The sequence below is a fragment of the Sphingomicrobium sediminis genome, assembly GCF_023805295.1.
GTDB lineage: Bacteria > Pseudomonadota > Alphaproteobacteria > Sphingomonadales > Sphingomonadaceae > Sphingomicrobium > Sphingomicrobium sediminis.
This window is the reverse complement of record NZ_JAMSHT010000001.1, coordinates 745936-764139: the sequence shown is the minus strand read 5'-3', so window position 1 is coordinate 764139 and position 18204 is coordinate 745936. Positions and strand designations below refer to the sequence as shown.

Below are 18204 nucleotides of genomic sequence, written 5' to 3'. Positions count from 1 at the left end.
CGCATTAACCCATATCGGGCATGACCGGAGCTGAACCTAACTCAGCTTAGTCAGGCCATGGACCGAATATGGACGATCTGATTGCCGATTTTGTCGCGGAAAGCCGCGAAATGCTCGAAAGCCTTGGCGGCGAAATCGTCGCCTGGGAGGCCGAGCCGCAGGACCGCGCCCGGCTCGATAACATTTTCCGCTTTGTCCACACGGTAAAGGGCAATTGCGGCTTCTTCGATTTTCCGCGCCTGGAAGCGCTGAGCCATGCCGCCGAAGATGCGCTCGCCGACGTGCGTGCAGGCCGTCGCCAGCCCGATGTTGCGCTGGTGAGTGCGGTGCTCGCCATCATCGACCGCATCGGCGAGGTGATCGAGATTATCGACCGCGGCGAAAAGCTGCCCGATGGCGATGATAGTTCGTTGATCGCTGCGCTGGACGGCGAAGTCGCAGCGCCCGACGTCGTGGTCGAAGCCGAACCCGTGCAAAAGGACGAAAGCGGTGCCGCCGCACCGACCGTCGCGCCGCGTACAATCCGCCTTTCGGTCGAACTGCTCGACCGTGTGATGTCGGGCGTGTCGGACATGGTATTGGCCCGCAACGAACTCGCCCGTCGCCTGCGCGAAAGCCAGGAGGATGTGGGTGTCGACGGCGCTTTCGAACGCCTTTCCGCCATCATCGCCGAAATGCGCGACAGCATCACGCGCACCCGCATGCAGCGTATCGAGAACCTCTTCGTGGCCCTGCCGCGCATGGTGCGAGACCTGTCGGCCGAACTGGAAAAGCAGGTCATGGTCGATGTCGATGGCGGGGACGTCGAATTGGATCGCGAAATGATCGAAATGATCCGCGATCCGCTCACGCACATCATTCGCAATGCGGTCGACCATGGCATTGAAGCACCGGCTGATCGCCTGGCTGCCGGCAAGCGCGAAATCGGCTTGCTCAACGTCTCGGCGCGCCAGTCGGGCAACCAGATCCTCATCGACATTGCCGATGACGGAAAGGGCATCGACGGCGACCGCCTCGTCGAGAAAGCCATCGCCAATGGCGTGATCGACAAGAAGGCAGCCAAGGAATTGAGCCATAGCGAGAAGCTGTCGCTCATCTTCGAGGCGGGCCTGTCGACAGCCAAGTCGGTGACCAGCATTTCGGGCCGCGGTGTCGGGATGGACGTGGTTCGCTCCAACATCGAGCGGATCGGCGGCATCGTCGAGGTGGATTCCAAGCCCGGCGAGGGCACCCGCATGACGCTGCGTGTTCCGCTCACCCTGACCATCATTCCTGCGTTGACCGTGTCCATCGGCGAGCAGAATTTCGCCATTCCGCGCAGCTCGATCGAGGAAATCGTTCGCGCCAATGGTTCGAGCGTCACGCTCGAGCGTGTCGGCGGCGCAGGCATCGCGACCATCCGTGGTCGACGCGTCCCCGAAATCGCACTGGCAGACGTGCTAGGCCTCGACAGCGCCATGACCGATGAACAGCGCACGCTTGTTGTACTCCGTCCCGCTGGCGGCGACGTCTTCGCGCTCGCGGTCGACCAGATCCACGATCATGAAGAACTTGTCGTAAAACCGGCCGCACCGGCAGTGATGGCGACCGGGCTCTATGCCGGCACGACGCTTGCCGATGATGGCAGCCCCATCCTCCTGTTCGATCCCGCGGGCCTTGCGCAGGTTGGCGGTGTGAAGCTCGAGAAGCAGGACCGCTCGACCCGCATCGTCGAGGACAAGGTTGCTGCCAATGACGATGCCGTCGAATTGCTGCTGTTCCGCGCGTTGGGCGGCGAACGCCGTGTCATCCGCCTCGGCAATGTCGATCGCATCGAGGATGTCGCGGCCAGCCAGATCAGCGAGAGCGCCGGCGCGCTTCGCGTCCAGCTGGGCGAGACGATCCTGCCGCTGGCAGGGCTCGAGGCGAAAGAAATGCTAGGCGAACGTCCGACGGTTCGCGTTTTCCGCCTTTCCGACGGCGAACAGGAAATGGGCTACGCCTTCGACCAGGTGATCGACATCCAGACGCTGAGCCACGATCTCATCCCGGCCTCGGGCCAGGGTGCGGTGTCGGGCGTCAGCCTGGTTGGCGAAGAGCCGGCCGAAATGGTCGATGCGCATTGGCTGTTCGCGCATCATCTTGGCGAGCAGACGGGCCGCAAGGCCAACCTTGTCTGTGCTTTGCCGACCGACGATCCCTGGATGCGCAACATGATGCGTCCGATCGTCGAGGCTGCAGGCTATCGCGTCGTCGACGCGTCGACTGACGCTGCAGAGGCGGCCGATCTCGTCATCGCCAGCGCCGAGGATGGAGCCAAGGCCAAAACGGACGAGAAAGGTCGCGTCCTTCGCCTGCGCCGTACGCCCGAGGGCAGCGATGACAGCATCTACCGCTACGACCGTGCGGGGCTGATTATGGCCCTCAAGGCCGCCGCGGGGGGAGAATAAGCATGGACCTTCTTCTGATCGTCACCATCGGCGACAGCCGCGTTGCTCTCGATGCCAGCGAAATCGAGTCCGTTATCGAGCTTGAAGCGCTGAGCCCGGTGCCGCGTGCGCCGCACCACATTGCCGGCCTGTCGGCGCTGCGGAGCCGCGTGCTGACGGTGATCGACTGCAAGCGCGCGCTCGGCCTTGGCGAAACCGATTTCTCCGATGGCAGCATTCATGAGGCGGCCGTGGTCGAGATCGAAAGCCACCATTATGCGCTCAGCGTCGATACCGTCGAAGACGTGATCGAAAGCGGCTCCGAACCCAAGCCGGTACGCGCCGCCATGGGCAAGGGCTGGGAGCGCGTTGCCCGCGGCATGGTCGAGACCCCCGAGGGTCCGCTGCTGCTGGTGGACATCGAAAAATTGATTGCGGGCGCGGATGAGGACGACCGCGCGGCTGCTTAACCGCCTGTTACCACTTTTCGTCTAGTGAATGTATCGAACCGAGACACGTAAAGGGCAAACCCGATGAAGACCTGTTTGATTGTCGATGACAGCAAGGTGATCCGCAAGGTCGCCCGCCACATCCTCGAAACGCTCGATTTCAAGGTGGAAGAGGCCGGCGACGGCAAGGAAGCTCTCTCGCGCTGCGAAGAGGAAATGCCCGATGTCGTCCTGCTCGACTGGAACATGCCGGTCATGAGCGGCATGGAATTCCTGAAGCTGCTCCGCACCGGCGGCCATACCGACCAGCCCAAGGTCGTCTTCTGCACGACGGAAAATGACATGGCGCACATCCGTGCTGCGCTCGAAGCGGGTGCTGACGAATATGTCATGAAGCCGTTCGACCGCGAGACGCTGCACGTCAAACTCCAGCTCGTCGGCGTCGCCTAAGGGCGCCCCTCATGGCCGGGGTGCTCGCCTCAGAGAACCGGCAGAATAGTCCGGACAACGCCAAAACCGTGCGGGTGATGGTGGTCGATGATTCGACCGTCGCGCGCGCCGTGCTGACGCGGATGATCGAGACCGAGCCGCGCTTCCGTGTCGTTGCCGAGGCACCGACCGCCGAAGCCGCGATCGAGACGCTCGGGCAAGTCGACACCGATATCGTCCTCCTCGACCTCGAAATGCCGGGTGAGGGCGGTCTCAAGAAACTTCCCGAAATCATCGAAGTATCCCGCGGTGCGCAGGTGCTGGTCTGCTCTTCGCTGGCCGAAGAAGGCGCCGAGGCCACCGTCTCCGCGCTGGCCATGGGCGCATCCGACACGTTGCCCAAGCCCGGGACGGGGCGTTTCGGCGGGACCTTCACCGAAGTCCTGCTGGGCAAGCTGCGCGCACTCGCCAAATCGGGCGCGGTCCCGAAATCGACCATTCCGGTTCCGCCCGCACCGCCGCCGTCGCAACTGGCGGCGCTTCGCGATGATAATGGCGGCGAGTTCGATGTCCTTATGGTCGGCTCGTCGACCGGCGGTATCCATGCGCTGGCGGCATTCCTCGATGCGCTTCCGGCCAAGGTCGGCGTTCCAATCTGCGTCACGCAGCATCTTCCAGGCGCCTTCATGCCGGTCTTCGCGCGCCAGCTTTCGCAATTCGGTCGCCGTCCGGCCCATGTCGCCGAGGACGGGCATCCGCTGCTTGCCGATCGCATCTATGTCGCGCCGGGCGAACAGCACCTTGAAATCAAGGCGACCAAGCATGGCCTGATGGCCGCGCTCACCGAAGGTAAAGTCCCGACCAATTGTCTGCCCTCGGTCGATCCCATGTTCGCCAGCGCAGCCGAAGCCTGCGGTGAGCGGGCGCTCGCCATCGTGCTGACCGGCATGGGCCGCGACGGCACGGCAGGTGCGCAGCGTCTCGTCGCGTGCGGCGGCAGCGTGATGGCACAAGACGAAGCATCGAGCGCGGTCTGGGGCATGCCGCGCAGTATTTTTGAAGCCGGCCTTGCCTGCCGCCTAGGGTCGCCCGGCGACTTGGCGCGCTGGGTCGGAAAACGAGTGGACAGCGTTTGATGGCGATTAGCGATTCCTCCAGCCGCATTCTGGCCGGCCTGCTCGAAGCCCGCACCGGGCAGCAGCTGACGATGAGCCGTCGCTGGCGCATCGAGACGGCGCTGTCGTCGGTCATGCGCGAGCGCGGCATTGCCAGCATCGACGAGCTCATCACCCAGTTGGTGATGAACAAGGATCCCAACCTTGCCGACCATGTGGTCGAGGCCTTGCTCAACAACGAGACCTATTTCTTCCGCGATCGTTCGCCCTTCGACATGATCGCGCGCGATTTTCTCCCGGCGCTGCGCGAGGCCCGCGCCGACAAGAAGCGCCTGCGCATCTGGTCGGCAGGCTGCTCGACCGGGCAGGAGCCCTATTCGCTGGCCATGATCTTTGCCGAGGACCCGCTCAAATGGGCAGGCTGGGATATTGAAATCGTCGCCACCGACGTGTCGAACCACGTCATCGAGAAGGGCAAGCAGGGCGTCTTCACCCATTTCGAAGTCCAGCGCGGGCTGGGCATCCAGCAAACCATCCGCTGGTTCGATGAAAAGGATGATGGCTGGCACGTTTCCGATGCGCTGCGGAAGATGATCCGCTTTGAACAGCATAATCTGTTCGAGGCCCCGCCGCGGCCGCAGACCTTCGACCTCATTCTTTGCCGCAACGTCCTGCTCTATTTCTGCAGCGAGCGGCGCGGCGAAGCCTTCGCCAAGTTCGCTGATGTGCTCGATGAGGATGGCGGCCTGCTGCTCGGTGCCGGGGAGACGGTGATCGGCCAGACCGATCGCTTTGCGGCGGACCGCAACATGCGTGGCATTTATCGCACAATTGCCTCGCCCGAAGCCGACCGACGCGCCGCCAGGGCTTGACGAACCTACGCTTTCCAGTGCCTTACATCGGGCATGCTGGACATGATCGAGCGCCCTTCGCCCAATCATAACGAGCGGCAATTGCCCGTCTCGATCATCGTGCTGCACTATACCGGCATGCCGACGGCCGAAGCTGCGCTCGACAAGATGACGAGCGAGGAAGGCGGCGTTTCCGCTCATTATTGTATCGACGAGGATGGCACGACCTACGCCCTTGTCGACGAGGAGCGGCGCGCCTGGCATGCGGGCAAGAGCTATTGGCGCGGGATCACCGACATCAATTCGGCGAGCGTCGGGATCGAACTGGTCAATCCGGGTCACGAATTCGGCTATCGCGAATTTCCGGACGAACAGATCGCCTCGCTCATTCCGTTGCTCGCTGACATCAAGAACCGGCATGGTATCAGCCGCGGGAATATCGTCGGCCATTCGGACATCGCCCCGACGCGCAAGGAAGACCCGGGCGAGCTGTTTCCTTGGTGGGAGCTCGCCAAGCGGCGTCTCGCTCTACCGAGCCCGACGCGCGACCTCATGGATCCCTTCTGGACCGATGCCGGCTTCATGCTGGCATTGGAGCGTTTCGGCTATGATGTGACCGACAGCGAAAAAGCAGTCATCGCCTTCCAGCGCCGCTTTCGCCCCGACATGATCGACGGGATCATCGACGGCGAGTGCAGGGCCAAATTGCTGGCCCTCTTGCTGCCGCGCCCCCAATAGACCATATCGCCTGCCGGTCAGGGGATCGGGCGGCCGCGGCTTTTGCCGAGGAAAGTCCGGGCTCCATGGAAAGACGGTGCCGGGTAACGCCCGGCGGCCCTTTTGGGTCAGGGACAGTGCCACAGAAAGCGATCCGCCGATCTTCGGGTCGGTAAGGGCGAACGGGTGCGGCAAGAGCGCACCGCGCGACCGGCAACGGAAGCGGCACGGCAAACCCCACCGGGAGCAAGACCGAATAGGGGCGGCATATGGGCTCTTTCCGGCCCGTCGCCCGGGTTGGTTGCTAGAGATGCGGGGCGACCCGCATCCCAGATGAATGGTCGCCCATCCCTTATAGGGTGGACAGAACCCGGCTTACAGATCCCCTGGCCCTTTCGCCGCCGCCCTTTGGCGGGGGTAGTATCCGTCTCAAGCCTCGCCTAGGTAGGTCCCATGCCACGCGCAAAACGATCCGACGATTGGGGTTTTCCCCGCTGGCGCCCCTATGGCGACAAGGGCAAGGAGGCCGCCAAGGTCCGCCTTTGCGATCGCGTCGATTGCAGCGAGGTAGGCGACCGCCCCGCACCCAAGTCCCCGAACAGCCCCGAACGCTGGTATTTCTGCGAAAAGCATGCCGCCGAATACAATAAGAATTGGGACTATTTCCAAGGCCTGACCAAGGAAGACGCCAAGAAGCGCGCGGCCGAAGAAGCGCGCGATGCGTCGGGCTTTCGCCAATCCGCCCATTACCAATGGGCCGGCCCCGGCGATGGCAACCGCAGCCGCGAGGAAATGCGCGCGCTCGACCTGTTCGGCCTTGAGCCGGACGTCGACTTTGCCGAGGTGCGCAAGGTCTATCGCGCCCGCGCCAAGGAACTGCATCCCGACGTCAATCCGGGTGACGAAGAGGCGGCAGCCGAGTTCCAGAAGGTCAAGGCTGCCTACGATGTGCTCAAGTCGGCCGAAGACCGTCGCCTCGCGCTCGGTAGCTAGGGTTTGACGATATAGGTGCCCGCCACGTTGGCGAGCTCTTCCCCGCCTTCCAGCGATGCATTGCCTCGAACGAAGGCCACTGACTTGGTGAGCTTGTAGCATTCACAACGCGCGATCACGGGCGTCTCGAGCGTCGCCGGACGCAGATAGTCGATCCTGAGGTCGATGGTCGCGATCGGGCGGAATGCGCCGAGGCGGTTCCACACCGCGCCGCCGCCGCACGCATCGAGCAAGCTGACGATGGCGCCCGAGGCAAGAATGCCTTTCTCCTCGACACCGACCAGCCTTTCATGCGGATCGAGCCGCATCGCGACCCAGTCGTCGCCATGATCTTCATAGGCATAGCCAACCGCCTTGCCGTGACCGACCGTGCCCGCAAGCTCGAGCATCTTCTTGATATCGAAGACGTCGCGGAGGTCGGGATCGCTCACTTGAGCCGCTCGGCCGTCTCTCGCACCAGCGCAATCATGTTGGGTACGCCCTGGGTGCGGTTCGAGGAAAGTTCGTTGGTAAGGTCGAAAGGTTCGAGCGCGGCGGTGATGTCGGTTTGTGCGACATCGGCCGCCGGCTTGTTCTGCACGGCTGCGAGGACCAATGCGACCACGCCCTTGGTGATGGCGGCGTTGCTGTCGGCGAGGAAGTGGAGCTTGTCGCCATCCTGTGTCGGATAGACCCAGACGCTCGCCGAGCAGCCGCGCACCTTGGTGGCGTCGGTTTTCAACGCATCGGGCATCGGCTCGAGCTTGCGACCGAGATCGATCAGCAGGCGATACCGATCCTCGCTGTCGAGAAACTCATATTCGTCCTGGATGTCGGAAAGTGCGGGTAGAGACATGGGATCGCCCTAGCTCGCAGGGGCGGGGGCTGGCAATCGGGAAGATGGGGCGTAGACTGGACTCTCAACCCAAAGAAGAGGGGCCAAGATGATCAAACTGACTGCTATTTCCGCCGCAGTTGCCGTGGCTTTCACGCTGGCGACACCGCAACAAGCCCATGCCGGTCCCGATCCCTTCTTGGGGGAAATCATGGAGTTCGGAGGCAATTTCTGTCCGCGTGGTTGGACCGTGGCCGACGGCAAGCTTCTGGCGATTGCGCAGAACCAGGCGCTATTTTCGCTCTTGGGGACGATGTATGGCGGCGATGGGCGCACGACATTCGCGGTGCCTGATCTTGATCGCCAAACACGCCGCGGGGATGACGACCGGCCGCGCCGTCGCGCTCAGCCGATCACCTGCATCGCGACGCAAGGGATTTTCCCCTCGCGCAGCTAGCGATCTCGCAGTTCCTCGATCTGCTGGGTGAGCGTGTCATTCTTCTCGACCGCAATGCGTTCGAGGACTTTGACACGGTCACGCAGCATGGTGACTTCCTCGCGCAGCGCGCGGGCTTCCCCGTCTTCCAGCGCGGTGGGCGCACTGCCCTTCGCCTTGGCACGCTCGCGCAAGACGTTCCCGATGGTGGCAATCAATACAATGGCCACAACCATCGTGAAGGGATCCATTACTTTTTCTCCTTGTCGACCGAAGCTTGAAGGTCCGGCTCGGGCGTGTTGGGCCGGGGCGGCAATGCGGCCAGCTTATCGATTTCCTCGGCAAGGCGCGAGGGCTTGTCGGTGACGATGCGCTCAAGCGTCTCGATGCGGTCGTAAACCTTTTCGAGCTGGTCTCGCAGGGCGTCGTTTTCCTGCTTGAGTTCGAGCATCTTGCCGCTGTCATGGGGCAGGACCGGATTCCCATTCTCATCGAGCGTCGGATAGCCGTGCTTCACCTTCCAGGCTTCGAGCGCGTACCAGCCGCCTACGGACAGGAAGACGATCGTGATGATCATGATGATGACACCGCCTTGCATCAGATTTTCTCCCGCTTGCCGGCTTCGATGGTATTCAGATCGTCGAGGTCGCGAAGCGCCTCGATTTGGTCGGCAGTCTGGCCGCCGCGATCGGTAGCGATACGTTCGAGAACTCGGATGCGCTTTTCGAGTGCTTCAATACGGGCTTCATGCGCTTCGGCACGCGTTCCTTCCTCGCGGCGCACTTCGTTGCCGAATTCATCGGTGATGGGATAACCATATTTGGCGCGTTGCCAATTGCTAAGCCATGTCCCGACCGACGTAACAACGATGATCGCGATGATGAATTCGAATGTGCCCATCCGTCTTGTTACCCCTGTTCAAATGCGCCGTGATCAGGCCTTGCTCTTGAGATCCTCGAGCTGGCGGTTGAGCCGCTCTTCGGGTAAATCGCGCAGCGCTTCGATCTGCGCTGCAGTCACGGCGCCGCCATCGGTGACGATTTTTTCGAGCACGCGTACACGTTGCTCAAGGTCCTTGTTGTCGACCGCATATTGTGCTGCTTTCTCAGCCGCGTTGCCAGCCTGCACCTCGAGCTGGTGCTTCTTGTAGTCGAATACCCGATTGAGGATGAAAAAGGTGAGCAGGCATGGGATGCCCACCACGATCAAAAGTGCGAAAACTTCATCACCGCCCATGACTGATCTCCCCTAGCGAAGCTCGTCGATCTGGCGAGCCAGAACGCGGTTTTCGTTGGTCACATAACTCTCGATATCGGCCAGGCGACGATCGAGTTCGCGAAATTGCGAGTTGATGCGGCGGGCCGATTTCTTCGGCGAGACGCGCACACCGCGCCAGAACTTCTCGTCTTCCTCGTCGCTATAGGTGAGGTCGGCGGGCCGATTCTGTGCAACGATCCCCGCGATGAGATAGAGCAATAGCGCGCTGCCGCCCGACATGAAGATGGCGAAGGCGACCATGATCCGCATCAGCGTGACGTCGACGCCGGTATAGTCGGCGAGGCCCGCGCACACGCCCATGATCTGACCGTTGCGCTTGTCCTTGTAGAATTTGGTTTGGCGAGGTTCGTTGGCCATCATCACTTCTCCTTGCGGCGCGAGAGGAGCGCTTCATGTTCGGCGAGCAGATCGTCAGCGCGGCCGAGCAGGCTTTCATCGCGATCGTCTACCGGATTGTAGGCGATCGAACGGCGCTTCCAGTCCGGGTCCTCGGCGCTCATGATCCGCTCGATCGTCTGGATGCGATCGTCGAGACGGCGCGCGAGATCGTGCAGTTCGTCGAGCAGGCGCTCGTCAGGTTCGGTAAGGCTGGTCTGGGATTTCCACTTCGTCACATAGTGGAAGATCAGCCAAGGCAGGCCGATGAAGATCGCGAAAATAGCGAAAAAACCAATGAATTCGTCACCCATCATTATCCCCTTTGATCCGTCGTCCCGTGGCGCGGATTAGCTGCTTTTCTTTTTCAGTGCGGCCTTCATGGCCTCGAGTTCGGCATCGACCTTTTCGGACGATTTCAACTCGGCAATTTCTTCTTCGAGGCTCTTGGGGCCGGACAGGCCCAGCGCATCGGCCTGGCCTTCGGCAAGGTCGGCGCGGCGTTCAAGGCTTTCGAAGCGCGAGAATGCATCGTTGGTGCGCTCGCCATTGAGCAGTTCGCGCGCCTTGGCCCGCGTCATTGCGCTTTCCAGCCGGTTGGCGATGGCATTCTGGCGCGAGCGTGCCTCGCGCAGCTTGGCCTGCAATTTGGCGATGTCGGCCTCGTAGGTTTTCAGCGTTTCGTCGATCTGGTCGATTTCCTCGCGCAGGCCGTCGGCCATGTCGGCCGCTTTCTGGCGCTCGATCAGCGCCTGCTTGGCGAGATCCTCGCGGTCCTTGCTCAGTGCGAGTTCAGCCTTCTCGGTCCAGCTGTCCTGCAGCTTTTCGAGGCGGGTGAGGGCGCGGCGCATTTCCTTGCCGTCGGCAATCGAGCGGGCGGCGGAGGCACGAACCTCGACGAGGGTTTCTTCCATCTCGAGAATGATCATCCGGATCATGCGCGCCGGATCTTCGGCGCGGTCCAGAAGTTCGGTCATGTTGGCCGCAAAAATGTCCCTGACACGGGAAAAGATAGCCATAGATTACTCCCAAAACAGTCAATCACACCAACATATGCGAGAAACGTGCCAAAACCGTCATATTCCCGAAACAGTCAAAAATGCACTGCTTTTCGACCAATGGCGGTATGAAACATCTTGCCAAATGGTGGGATTTTCCACCACATGGCGAGCATGGAGCGGGCAAATCAATTTGTCGGGCAGTCGCTGGCCTTTCTCGATGCGGTCGAACGCGCCTCGCGCGCGGCACCGCTCGACCGTCCTGTATTGGTGATCGGAGAGCGCGGTACCGGCAAGGAACTCATTGCCGAGCGCTTGCATCGCCTGTCGACCCGTTGGTCCGGGCCGCTGGTGACGATGAACTGCGCGGCGCTTCCCGAAAACCTGATCGAGGCTGAGTTGTTCGGCCATGAGGCCGGCAGCTTCACCGGTGCCTCGAAAACCCGCGCCGGCCGCTTCGAGGAAGCCGATGGCGGCACGCTCTTTCTCGACGAACTGGCGACGCTGTCCTCGGCTGCGCAGGATCGGCTGCTTCGCACTGTCGAATATGGCGAGGTCACGCGTATCGGTGCGTCGAAGCCCATCAGCGTGGACGTGCGCATCGTAGCGGCAACCAACGAGCATCTTCCGAGCCTCGTCGCCAAGGGTAAATTTCGCGCCGACCTTCTCGATCGCCTGTCGTTCGAGGTGGTGACGCTGCCGCCGCTTCGCGCTCGCGAGGGGGACATAGCGCTACTGGCCGAACATTTCGGGCGGCGCATGGCGGTCGAGCTCGATTGGCCCAACTGGCCCGGCTTCGACAAAAAGGCGATTGCCCGCCTCGAAAAATATGGCTGGCCCGGCAATGTGCGCGAGCTTCGCAACGTCGTCGAACGCGCCGTCTATCGCGCCGAAGATCCCGAGCGCCCCGTTTCCACGATCAACTTCGATCCGTTCAAATCGCCCTGGGCCCTGATGCAGGGCGGCGGTGGTGGCACTGCCACGGCCGGCGATGTTGCGGCACCGGTTGAGCAGGTGGCTGGCGAAGAGGTTTCAACCGTGGAAGAGGCCGCGGCGCAGGCAGTGACTGCGGCGCCGCCGACAGACGATTTCAAGGCTGCGGTAACCGAATATGAAAAGGCTCTGATCAGCGATGCGCTGGAGCGCGCGCGTTACAATCAGCGCGCGACCGCCGAAGCGCTGGGCCTCAGCTACGATCAGCTGCGCCACGCGATGAAGCGCCTCAAGCTCAACGCTGACCCCAAAAGCTGAAAAGCGAGGGCTGACAGCGGCCGTTGCGCCGCTTAAACGATCCCCATGCAACGCCAGCGCGGCCCGCGCGTTGGCGCGGTGAACCATCATTTCCAACAGGAGCTCCCTTCATGGCCTTTGAACTTCCCGACCTGCCTTTCGCCAAGGACGCGCTGGGCGATCACATGTCGGCGGAAACGCTCGATTATCACCATGGCAAGCATCACAATGCCTATGTCCAGAAAACCAATGGCATGCTGGGCGAGAAAGGCCTGGAAGGCGCCAACCTCACCACGGTCATCAAGCGTGCGCACGAGGCGGGCGACAAGGGCCTGTTCAACAATTCGGCGCAGATCTGGAACCATACCTTCTTCTGGCATGGCCTTGCGCCCGAAGGCTCGACCAAGCCTTCGGAAAAACTGCAGGCGATGATCGACAGCGACTTCGGTTCGACCGACAAGCTCCTAGAAGCGCTGCAGAATGAGAGCGCCAATCACTTCGCGTCGGGTTGGGGTTGGCTCATCCTCAACAATGGCAAGCTTGAGGTGACCTCGCTGCACGACGCCGATACGCCGGTCGCGCATGGCATGACCCCGCTCTTCACCGTCGATGTCTGGGAGCACGCTTATTACATCGACTATCGCAATGCGCGCCCCGACTATCTGAAGAGCGTGCTGCACAACATCGTTAACTGGGATTTCGTCAGCGAAAACCTGGACGGCCACGGGACGCAGCGCGCCGACCAGCTCGGCTAGGCCCTTCGCCAAGTAGACGGAATAGGGCGGTGGCTGCGGCTGCCGCCCTTTTCTTTGCGCTCTATTGCTTGAGACGATGCCCGGTCTTGAAGATCCAGGCGATGGCAGTGAGCGGAATCGCGATGGTCAGCCCCATGGCGAGCCAGCTCGACCAGATCGGCACGTCCGCCACCCCATTGAACGTCCAGCGATAGCCCGACACCAAGTAGACGATCGGGTTGAACAGGCTGAGCGTGCGCCACGGATCGGGCAGGGTTGCGATCGAGTAGAAAATGCCGCCCAGGAAGGTGAGCGGGGTGATGATCAGCAGGGGCGCGGCCTGCAGCTGCTCGAAATTGTTGGCGAGCAGCCCGATGAGAAAACCCCACAAACAAAAGCCGACGGCGATGAGCACCAAGAAGAGCAGCATCAGGAATGGGCGGTCGATCGAATAGTCCACGAAGAGATGGGCCGCGGCCATAGTGACGAGCGCGAGGATGACCGACTTGCTGGCCGCCGCGCCGACATAGGAAATGACCGTCTCTACAGGCGATAGCGGTGCTGAGAGTATTTCGTAGATGGTGCCCGTAAACTTCGGAAAATAAATGCCGAATGAGGCATTGGACAAGCTTTGCTGCAGGACCGAGAGCAGGACCAGGCCGGGCACGATGAAGCCGCCGAAATTGACGCCTTCAATCTCGCCCATGCGGTCGCCGATGGCCGCACCGAAAACGAGCAGGAACAAAGCTGTCGTGATGAGCGGTGCGGCAAGGCTCTGCCAGATAGTGCGCTTGGCGCGCGCCATTTCGAACTTGTAGATCGCCAGGACGCCGCGCAGGTTCATTTCGCATCTCCTGCATGGACGAGGCTGACGAAGATATCCTCCAGGCTGGATTGCCGCGTCGTAAGGTCGCGCCATCCGATACCAAGCTCATCCAGCTGGCGCATCAGCTGCGGGATACCATTTTCGGCGGCATTGCTGTCGAAATGATAAGCGAGCTCGCCGCCATCGTCGGAAAGATCGATGTCGCGGCCCTCAAGCGCTGTCGGCAGGGCCTTGAGCGGCTGTTCTAGGAAGATGGTGAGGGTGCGGCGGCCCATTTGCGCCATCAGCTCATTCTTTTCACCCAGCGCCACGAGCTCGCCATCGCGGATCACGCCGACGCGGTCGGCCATCTCCTCGGCTTCCTCGATATAGTGGGTGGTGAGAATAATGGTCGTGCCGTCGGACTGGAGCTTGCGCACCAATTCCCACATGTCGCGGCGGAGTTCGACGTCGACGCCCGCTGTTGGCTCATCGAGGAAAAGGATGTCAGGTTCGTGGGCCAGTGCCTTGGCGATCATGACGCGGCGCTTCATGCCGCCCGACAGCTCCATCATCCGCGCTTCGCGTTTGTCCCAAAGAGTCAGGCGCTTGAGCAGATCTTCGAGATAGGCGTCATTGCGCGGTTTACCAAACAAGCCGCGCGAGAAAGCGACCGTGTCCCACACCGTTTCGAAGGCGTCGGTGGTCAACTCCTGCGGGACGAGGCCGATATGGTCGCGCGCGGCGCGATAGGCGGTCTCAATATCGTGGCCATAGACGCTGACGCTGCCGCCGGTCTTGGTGACAATGCCGCAGACGATCGAGATGAGCGTCGTCTTGCCGGCGCCATTGGGCCCCAGCAGCGCGAAGATCTCGCCCTTCTCGATCGTCAGGTCGACGCCCTTCAAGGCTTTGGTGCCGCCTTTATAGGCCTTCTCCAGTCCCGCAATCTCGATGACCCGCATCAGCCCTTGTCCTTTTCGGGTTCTTCCAGCGTCAGGCCGTGTTTCATCAGCATCGGCATCTGGCTGGCGGCGAAGAGGAAGGTGAGGGGGAGGAAGCCCCAAATCTTGAACCCGATCCAGAAATCGGTCGAACTGTTGCGCCAGACGACTTCATTGAGGCATGCCATCACTGCAAAGAAAATGGCCCAATTCCGGGAAAGCTTGATCCATCCAAGGTCGTTGAGGCCGGGATAAGCGGCGCCCAGTAACCATTTCAACAGCGGACGTGACGTCATCCATCCCCATGCCAGAATGCCGCCCGCAAGCAGGTAGAAAGCGGTCGGTTTCATCTTGATCCACTTGGGATCGCCCAAGGCAATCGTGATCGCTCCGAACCCGACGACCATGACCAGCGAAAGCATCTGGATGCGGGTGACGTGCTTCACCGCAGTGTAGCTGATGATCATGGCTACGATCATCGAAACCATGAAGGCGCCCGTCGCGACGAGCAGACGCTGCAATTCGTCGCCGGGCGAAAACTTGTTGACCAGGAAGAAGATGACCAGCGGGCCGAGGTCGAGCAGCAATTGCTTGCCGGCGCCCAATTTGGGCTTGTCGTCCTCTATGCCGGGACCGGGATGGACTTCGCTCATGCGGGGGGCAGGCCTGCAATAGCGCGGGCGACCGCGCGGGGATCGAACGGACGCAGGTCATCGACGCCTTCGCCGACGCCGATGGCGTGGATGGGCAGGCCGAACTTCTCGGCCGCCGCGACCATCACGCCGCCGCGGGCGGTGCCGTCCAGCTTGGTCATGACGAGGCCGGTCACATGCGCGACCTCCTGGAAGACCTCGATCTGGTTGATCGCATTCTGGCCGGTGGTCGCGTCGAGGACGAGGATGACGTCATGCGGCGCTTCCTCGTTCAATTTCCCTAGAACGCGGCGGATTTTCGCTAATTCGTCCATCAGGTAGCTCTTGTTCTGGAGGCGGCCTGCCGTGTCGACGATGAGAACGTCCTCACCGGTGGCAGTCGCCTGTTTCACGCCGTCGAAGACGATCGAGGCGGGATCACCGCCCTCGGGCCCGGCAATGACGGGCGCATGGATGCGTTCGCCCCAGATTTTGAGTTGTTCGATCGCGGCGGCGCGGAACGTGTCGCCAGCGGCAAGCAGGACGCCATAATCCTGCTCCATGATCCAATGGCCGAGTTTGCCGATCGTCGTGGTCTTGCCCGAACCGTTGACCCCGATGACGAGGATAACGTGGGGCCGCGGGAAACCATAAATATCCAGCGGCTTGGCGACCGGTGCGAGGATGGCTTCGATCTCTTCGGCAAGGATTTCGCGCAAGCCCCGCTCGTCCAATTGCTCGAACTTGCGAGCCGCGATGGCCTCGCGGATGCGCTTTGAGGCTTCAGGGCCGAGGTCGGACGCGATCAGCGCTTCCTCGATATCGTCGAGGGTCGCTGTATCGAGCGCCTGTTTGGAGGTGAGGCCGGTAAGATTCTCGCCGACGCGGTCTGCGGTCTTGCGAAATCCCCCGGTCAACCGGTCGAGCCAACTCATTCAATCACCCCCGTCAGCCCTTTCTCGTTCGCATCCGTGATGGTCGCCATGACGTAGGCGCCGCGCTTACCGCCTTCAACCGTGATCGGCGCGAAAGTATCGGTATGGCCCTTGGCGTTATTCTCGATAAGCGCGCCTTGGGTCGTGCCGACCATGGAGCGCAGCCAGGCCATGCGATGCTCGAAAGCCTTGGCACGCAGGCGTGCCGCACGGTCCTTGATCACGCTCCGGTCGAGCTGCGGCATGCGCGCGGCGGGCGTCTTGTCGCGCGGGCTGTACGGGAAGACATGCGCAGCAATGATGTCACAATCATCGATGAGTTTCAGGGAGTTGAAGAACATCTCTTCAGACTCGGTGGGAAAACCGGCAATGATATCCGCGCCGATGGTCGTCTCGGGACGGGCGGCCTTGAGGCGCTCCACGATGGCGACGGCCTGGGCGCGGCTGTGGCGGCGCTTCATGCGCTTGAGGATCATGTCGTCTCCCGCCTGTAGCGAAAGGTGGAAGTGGGGCAGCAGGCGCTCGTCACCGCTGAGCAATTCATACAGCGCGCCATCCATCTCGATGGAGTCGAGGCTGGAGAGGCGCAGGCGCTGGAGGCGCGGCTCGTCGACCAACAGTTTCTGGAGCATTTCCCCCAATTTGCGGCCGTCATCGTCATAGCTGGTAATGTCGACACCGGTGATGACAATCTCGCGCGCGCCCCGGTCGAGCTCGCTGGCGACGGCGCGGCGGACCTCGTCATAGGCAAGGCTGCGGCTATTCCCGCGGCCATAGGGGATGGTGCAGAAGGTGCAGCGATGATCGCATCCGGTCTGGACCGCAACGAAGCTGCGCACTTTGTTGCCAAAGCCGGCAGCGACCGGCGGTGCGGGTGCCGTCATGACGTCACCGGGCAAATCCTTGGCTGCATTGGCGATTTGCGCCACGTCCAGCTTGTTCGCATTGCCGATCAGCGCGTCCACCTCGGGCATGGCGCGGAACGTGTCGGGCTCGATCTGTGCCGCGCAGCCGGTCACGACGACCTTGGCTTCGGGTGCATTGCGCTTGGCCTTGCGGATCGCCTGGCGCGTCTGGCGCACCGCTTCATGCGTCACCGCGCAGCTATTGACGATGATCGTGTCGCCGCGATGCCCTGCGGCCTCCAAGCGACGCTTCATCGTCGCGCTCTCCGCCATGTTGAGGCGACAGCCCAGGGTAATGGTCTCAACGCTCATCGGAGCGCCTCGAGATCGACCTCTCCAGTAAAGACGTGCGTCGCCGCGCCCTGCATCACGATCGGGTCTCCGGGTGCCCAATGGATGGTGAGCGAACCGCCCGGCATGTCGACAGCGACAGGCGAGGCGAGCAGCTTGCGCCGGATCGCGGCGACTGCACTCGCACAGGCGCCGGTGCCGCAGGCTTCGGTGAGGCCGGCGCCGCGCTCAAAGGTGCGCAGTTTAAGGCGGCCGTCGCGCACTTCCGCGACATTGACGTTGATGCGTTCGGGGAAGGCCGGGTCGTGCTCGATTTGCGGCCCGATTTCACCGAGCGCCACGGCGTCGGCGTCGTCAACGAAGAAAACGAGGTGCGGATTGCCGACATTGACCGCATCGGCGCCTTCCAACACATCCCAGGCCATCGGCACCGGTGCGGTGTCCATCGGGTCGGCAATCGGGATCTCGTCCCACTGGAAGCGCGGCGGGGGCAAGGTGATGCTGACGCTGTCGTCTCCGGCTTCCGCCTCGAGCAGGCCGCCGGCACTGTCGATCGTCTTGGCGCCCGTGAGCGCCGCGACACAGCGCGCGGCATTGCCGCAAGCTTCGGCCTCGCCGCCATCTGCATTCCAGATGTCCATAAGCAGGTCGGCCTTGTCCGACGGCGACAGCCGGATGAGCTGGTCGCAACCGATCCCGCGATGCCGGTCGGCAAGCAGCCGCACCCGTGCCGCATCGAGCGGTACATCGGCCTCGCGGGCATCGAAAATGACAAAGTCATTGCCCAGCCCGTGCATCTTGTGAAAGGTGGTTGCCATTACGCATGGCGACTTAAGGTGAGGGTCGCCCAAGAGCAATGGGGAGT

General features: G+C 62.1%; 25 protein-coding genes and 1 other RNA gene. 11 read left to right on the top strand and 15 right to left on the bottom strand.

Annotation, left to right across the window (positions count from 1 at the left end):
• The first annotated feature begins 68 nt into the window (after positions 1-68).
• The 8 genes from NDO55_RS03770 to NDO55_RS03735 all read left to right on the top strand — a co-directional run bounded on the left by NDO55_RS03770 (position 69) and on the right by NDO55_RS03735 (position 6962).
• On the top strand, positions 69-2429 hold the full coding sequence (locus NDO55_RS03770; RefSeq protein ID WP_252112559.1) for a chemotaxis protein CheA: 2361 nt from the start codon (positions 69-71) through the stop codon (positions 2427-2429).
• Between the two features lie 2 nt (positions 2430-2431).
• Entirely contained in the window at positions 2432-2878 is a 447-nt protein-coding gene (locus NDO55_RS03765; RefSeq protein ID WP_252112557.1) for a chemotaxis protein CheW, read from the top strand.
• 63 nt (positions 2879-2941) lie between these two features.
• Positions 2942-3307 (top strand): response regulator, encoded by a 366-nt coding sequence (locus NDO55_RS03760; RefSeq protein ID WP_252112555.1) that lies wholly within the window; start codon positions 2942-2944, stop codon positions 3305-3307.
• Positions 3308-3318: 11 nt separating this feature from the next.
• Entirely contained in the window at positions 3319-4422 is a 1104-nt protein-coding gene (cheB, locus tag NDO55_RS03755; protein WP_252112553.1) for a chemotaxis-specific protein-glutamate methyltransferase CheB, read from the top strand.
• Positions 4422-5273, top strand: coding sequence for a CheR family methyltransferase (locus NDO55_RS03750; protein ID WP_252112551.1), 852 nt, complete (start codon positions 4422-4424; stop codon positions 5271-5273). The genes cheB and NDO55_RS03750 overlap by 1 nt, the downstream gene beginning before the upstream one ends.
• Before the next feature lie 33 nt (positions 5274-5306).
• A complete protein-coding gene (locus NDO55_RS03745) occupies positions 5307-5990 on the top strand; it encodes an N-acetylmuramoyl-L-alanine amidase (protein ID WP_252112549.1) in 684 nt (227 codons plus the stop codon).
• 17 nt (positions 5991-6007) lie between these two features.
• An RNA gene (gene rnpB / locus NDO55_RS03740) (RNase P RNA component class A) lies at positions 6008-6363 on the top strand.
• Positions 6364-6422: 59 nt separating this feature from the next.
• On the top strand, positions 6423-6962 hold the full coding sequence (locus NDO55_RS03735; protein WP_252112547.1) for a J domain-containing protein: 540 nt from the start codon (positions 6423-6425) through the stop codon (positions 6960-6962).
• On the opposite strand, the gene NDO55_RS03730 is transcribed toward NDO55_RS03735, so the two are convergent.
• Positions 6959-7393: a PaaI family thioesterase gene (locus tag NDO55_RS03730; RefSeq protein ID WP_252112545.1), complete on the bottom strand. Its 435-nt coding sequence runs from the start codon at positions 7391-7393 to the stop codon at positions 6959-6961. The genes NDO55_RS03735 and NDO55_RS03730 overlap by 4 nt on opposite strands.
• Positions 7390-7797: a SufE family protein gene (locus NDO55_RS03725; protein WP_252112544.1), complete on the bottom strand. Its 408-nt coding sequence runs from the start codon at positions 7795-7797 to the stop codon at positions 7390-7392. Before NDO55_RS03725 ends, NDO55_RS03730 begins: the two co-directional genes overlap by 4 nt.
• Before the next feature lie 88 nt (positions 7798-7885).
• Here NDO55_RS03725 and NDO55_RS03720 point away from each other — a divergent pair, with 88 nt between their 5' ends.
• On the top strand, positions 7886-8233 hold the full coding sequence (locus NDO55_RS03720) for a phage tail protein (RefSeq protein ID WP_252112542.1): 348 nt from the start codon (positions 7886-7888) through the stop codon (positions 8231-8233).
• Here NDO55_RS03720 and NDO55_RS03715 read toward each other — a convergent pair.
• From NDO55_RS03715 to pspA, 7 genes are read right to left on the bottom strand one after another with little or no spacing between them, the layout of a single operon-like run.
• On the bottom strand, positions 8230-8463 hold the full coding sequence (locus tag NDO55_RS03715; protein ID WP_252112540.1) for a hypothetical protein: 234 nt from the start codon (positions 8461-8463) through the stop codon (positions 8230-8232). The two genes, NDO55_RS03720 and NDO55_RS03715, sit on opposite strands and share 4 nt — an antisense overlap.
• Positions 8463-8810 carry a hypothetical protein gene (locus NDO55_RS03710; protein WP_252112538.1) on the bottom strand — a complete coding sequence of 116 codons (348 nt, stop codon included), beginning with the start codon at positions 8808-8810 and terminating at the stop codon, positions 8463-8465. Before NDO55_RS03710 ends, NDO55_RS03715 begins: the two co-directional genes overlap by 1 nt.
• Positions 8810-9112: a hypothetical protein gene (locus tag NDO55_RS03705; protein ID WP_252112536.1), complete on the bottom strand. Its 303-nt coding sequence runs from the start codon at positions 9110-9112 to the stop codon at positions 8810-8812. The genes NDO55_RS03710 and NDO55_RS03705 overlap by 1 nt, the downstream gene beginning before the upstream one ends.
• Positions 9113-9145: 33 nt before the next feature.
• Positions 9146-9448 carry a hypothetical protein gene (locus tag NDO55_RS03700; protein WP_252112534.1) on the bottom strand — a complete coding sequence of 101 codons (303 nt, stop codon included), beginning with the start codon at positions 9446-9448 and terminating at the stop codon, positions 9146-9148.
• A 12-nt stretch (positions 9449-9460) separates the two neighbouring features.
• Entirely contained in the window at positions 9461-9850 is a 390-nt protein-coding gene (pspC, locus tag NDO55_RS03695) for an envelope stress response membrane protein PspC (RefSeq protein ID WP_252112532.1), read from the bottom strand.
• Positions 9850-10179, bottom strand: a complete 330-nt coding sequence (gene pspB, locus NDO55_RS03690; protein ID WP_252115525.1) for an envelope stress response membrane protein PspB — start codon at positions 10177-10179, stop codon at positions 9850-9852. The genes pspC and pspB overlap by 1 nt, the downstream gene beginning before the upstream one ends.
• Positions 10180-10215: 36 nt before the next feature.
• A complete protein-coding gene (gene pspA, locus NDO55_RS03685) occupies positions 10216-10884 on the bottom strand; it encodes a phage shock protein PspA (RefSeq protein WP_252112530.1) in 669 nt (222 codons plus the stop codon).
• A gap of 153 nt (positions 10885-11037) precedes the next feature.
• Here pspA and pspF point away from each other — a divergent pair, with 153 nt between their 5' ends.
• Both pspF and NDO55_RS03675 read left to right on the top strand, forming a co-directional pair.
• Complete coding sequence (gene pspF / locus NDO55_RS03680; protein WP_252112528.1) at positions 11038-12114, top strand: phage shock protein operon transcriptional activator; 1077 nt, start codon at positions 11038-11040, stop codon at positions 12112-12114.
• A 110-nt stretch (positions 12115-12224) separates the two neighbouring features.
• A complete protein-coding gene (locus tag NDO55_RS03675) occupies positions 12225-12848 on the top strand; it encodes a superoxide dismutase (protein ID WP_252112526.1) in 624 nt (207 codons plus the stop codon).
• A gap of 61 nt (positions 12849-12909) precedes the next feature.
• On the opposite strand, the gene NDO55_RS03670 is transcribed toward NDO55_RS03675, so the two are convergent.
• The 6 genes from NDO55_RS03670 to dapF are packed head-to-tail and all read right to left on the bottom strand — an operon-like array spanning position 12910 to position 18157.
• Complete coding sequence (locus NDO55_RS03670; protein WP_252112524.1) at positions 12910-13671, bottom strand: ABC transporter permease; 762 nt, start codon at positions 13669-13671, stop codon at positions 12910-12912.
• A complete protein-coding gene (locus tag NDO55_RS03665; RefSeq protein WP_252115523.1) occupies positions 13668-14600 on the bottom strand; it encodes an ABC transporter ATP-binding protein in 933 nt (310 codons plus the stop codon). The genes NDO55_RS03670 and NDO55_RS03665 overlap by 4 nt, the downstream gene beginning before the upstream one ends.
• Entirely contained in the window at positions 14597-15229 is a 633-nt protein-coding gene (locus NDO55_RS03660; protein ID WP_252112522.1) for a septation protein A, read from the bottom strand. Before NDO55_RS03660 ends, NDO55_RS03665 begins: the two co-directional genes overlap by 4 nt.
• Entirely contained in the window at positions 15226-16143 is a 918-nt protein-coding gene (gene ftsY, locus NDO55_RS03655; RefSeq protein WP_252112520.1) for a signal recognition particle-docking protein FtsY, read from the bottom strand. The genes NDO55_RS03660 and ftsY overlap by 4 nt, the downstream gene beginning before the upstream one ends.
• Positions 16140-17360: a tRNA (N(6)-L-threonylcarbamoyladenosine(37)-C(2))-methylthiotransferase MtaB gene (gene mtaB / locus NDO55_RS03650; RefSeq protein WP_252112518.1), complete on the bottom strand. Its 1221-nt coding sequence runs from the start codon at positions 17358-17360 to the stop codon at positions 16140-16142. The genes ftsY and mtaB overlap by 4 nt, the downstream gene beginning before the upstream one ends.
• Positions 17357-18157: a diaminopimelate epimerase gene (gene dapF / locus NDO55_RS03645; RefSeq protein ID WP_252112516.1), complete on the bottom strand. Its 801-nt coding sequence runs from the start codon at positions 18155-18157 to the stop codon at positions 17357-17359. The genes mtaB and dapF overlap by 4 nt, the downstream gene beginning before the upstream one ends.
• Between the last annotated feature and the right edge of the window lie 47 nt (positions 18158-18204).

What these genes read in the sequence shown, in the direction of transcription:
- NDO55_RS03770 (WP_252112559.1), top strand. Translation starts at nt 69, where the DNA reads ATGGACGATCTGATTGCCGATTTTGTCGCGGAAAGCCGCGAAATGCTC.
- NDO55_RS03765 (WP_252112557.1), top strand. Translation starts at nt 2,432, where the DNA reads ATGGACCTTCTTCTGATCGTCACCATCGGCGACAGCCGCGTTGCTCTC.
- NDO55_RS03760 (WP_252112555.1), top strand. Translation starts at nt 2,942, where the DNA reads ATGAAGACCTGTTTGATTGTCGATGACAGCAAGGTGATCCGCAAGGTC.
- cheB (WP_252112553.1), top strand. Translation starts at nt 3,319, where the DNA reads ATGGCCGGGGTGCTCGCCTCAGAGAACCGGCAGAATAGTCCGGACAAC.
- NDO55_RS03750 (WP_252112551.1), top strand. Translation starts at nt 4,422, where the DNA reads ATGGCGATTAGCGATTCCTCCAGCCGCATTCTGGCCGGCCTGCTCGAA.
- NDO55_RS03745 (WP_252112549.1), top strand. Translation starts at nt 5,307, where the DNA reads ATGCTGGACATGATCGAGCGCCCTTCGCCCAATCATAACGAGCGGCAA.
- NDO55_RS03735 (WP_252112547.1), top strand. Translation starts at nt 6,423, where the DNA reads ATGCCACGCGCAAAACGATCCGACGATTGGGGTTTTCCCCGCTGGCGC.
- NDO55_RS03725 (WP_252112544.1), bottom strand. Translation starts at nt 7,797, where the DNA reads ATGTCTCTACCCGCACTTTCCGACATCCAGGACGAATATGAGTTTCTC.
- NDO55_RS03720 (WP_252112542.1), top strand. Translation starts at nt 7,886, where the DNA reads ATGATCAAACTGACTGCTATTTCCGCCGCAGTTGCCGTGGCTTTCACG.
- NDO55_RS03715 (WP_252112540.1), bottom strand. Translation starts at nt 8,463, where the DNA reads ATGGATCCCTTCACGATGGTTGTGGCCATTGTATTGATTGCCACCATC.
- NDO55_RS03710 (WP_252112538.1), bottom strand. Translation starts at nt 8,810, where the DNA reads ATGCAAGGCGGTGTCATCATCATGATCATCACGATCGTCTTCCTGTCC.
- NDO55_RS03705 (WP_252112536.1), bottom strand. Translation starts at nt 9,112, where the DNA reads ATGGGCACATTCGAATTCATCATCGCGATCATCGTTGTTACGTCGGTC.
- NDO55_RS03700 (WP_252112534.1), bottom strand. Translation starts at nt 9,448, where the DNA reads ATGGGCGGTGATGAAGTTTTCGCACTTTTGATCGTGGTGGGCATCCCA.
- pspC (WP_252112532.1), bottom strand. Translation starts at nt 9,850, where the DNA reads ATGATGGCCAACGAACCTCGCCAAACCAAATTCTACAAGGACAAGCGC.
- pspB (WP_252115525.1), bottom strand. Translation starts at nt 10,179, where the DNA reads ATGGGTGACGAATTCATTGGTTTTTTCGCTATTTTCGCGATCTTCATC.
- pspA (WP_252112530.1), bottom strand. Translation starts at nt 10,884, where the DNA reads ATGGCTATCTTTTCCCGTGTCAGGGACATTTTTGCGGCCAACATGACC.
- pspF (WP_252112528.1), top strand. Translation starts at nt 11,038, where the DNA reads ATGGAGCGGGCAAATCAATTTGTCGGGCAGTCGCTGGCCTTTCTCGAT.
- NDO55_RS03675 (WP_252112526.1), top strand. Translation starts at nt 12,225, where the DNA reads ATGGCCTTTGAACTTCCCGACCTGCCTTTCGCCAAGGACGCGCTGGGC.
- NDO55_RS03670 (WP_252112524.1), bottom strand. Translation starts at nt 13,671, where the DNA reads ATGAACCTGCGCGGCGTCCTGGCGATCTACAAGTTCGAAATGGCGCGC.
- NDO55_RS03660 (WP_252112522.1), bottom strand. Translation starts at nt 15,229, where the DNA reads ATGAGCGAAGTCCATCCCGGTCCCGGCATAGAGGACGACAAGCCCAAA.
- ftsY (WP_252112520.1), bottom strand. Translation starts at nt 16,143, where the DNA reads ATGAGTTGGCTCGACCGGTTGACCGGGGGATTTCGCAAGACCGCAGAC.
- mtaB (WP_252112518.1), bottom strand. Translation starts at nt 17,360, where the DNA reads ATGAGCGTTGAGACCATTACCCTGGGCTGTCGCCTCAACATGGCGGAG.
- dapF (WP_252112516.1), bottom strand. Translation starts at nt 18,157, where the DNA reads ATGGCAACCACCTTTCACAAGATGCACGGGCTGGGCAATGACTTTGTC.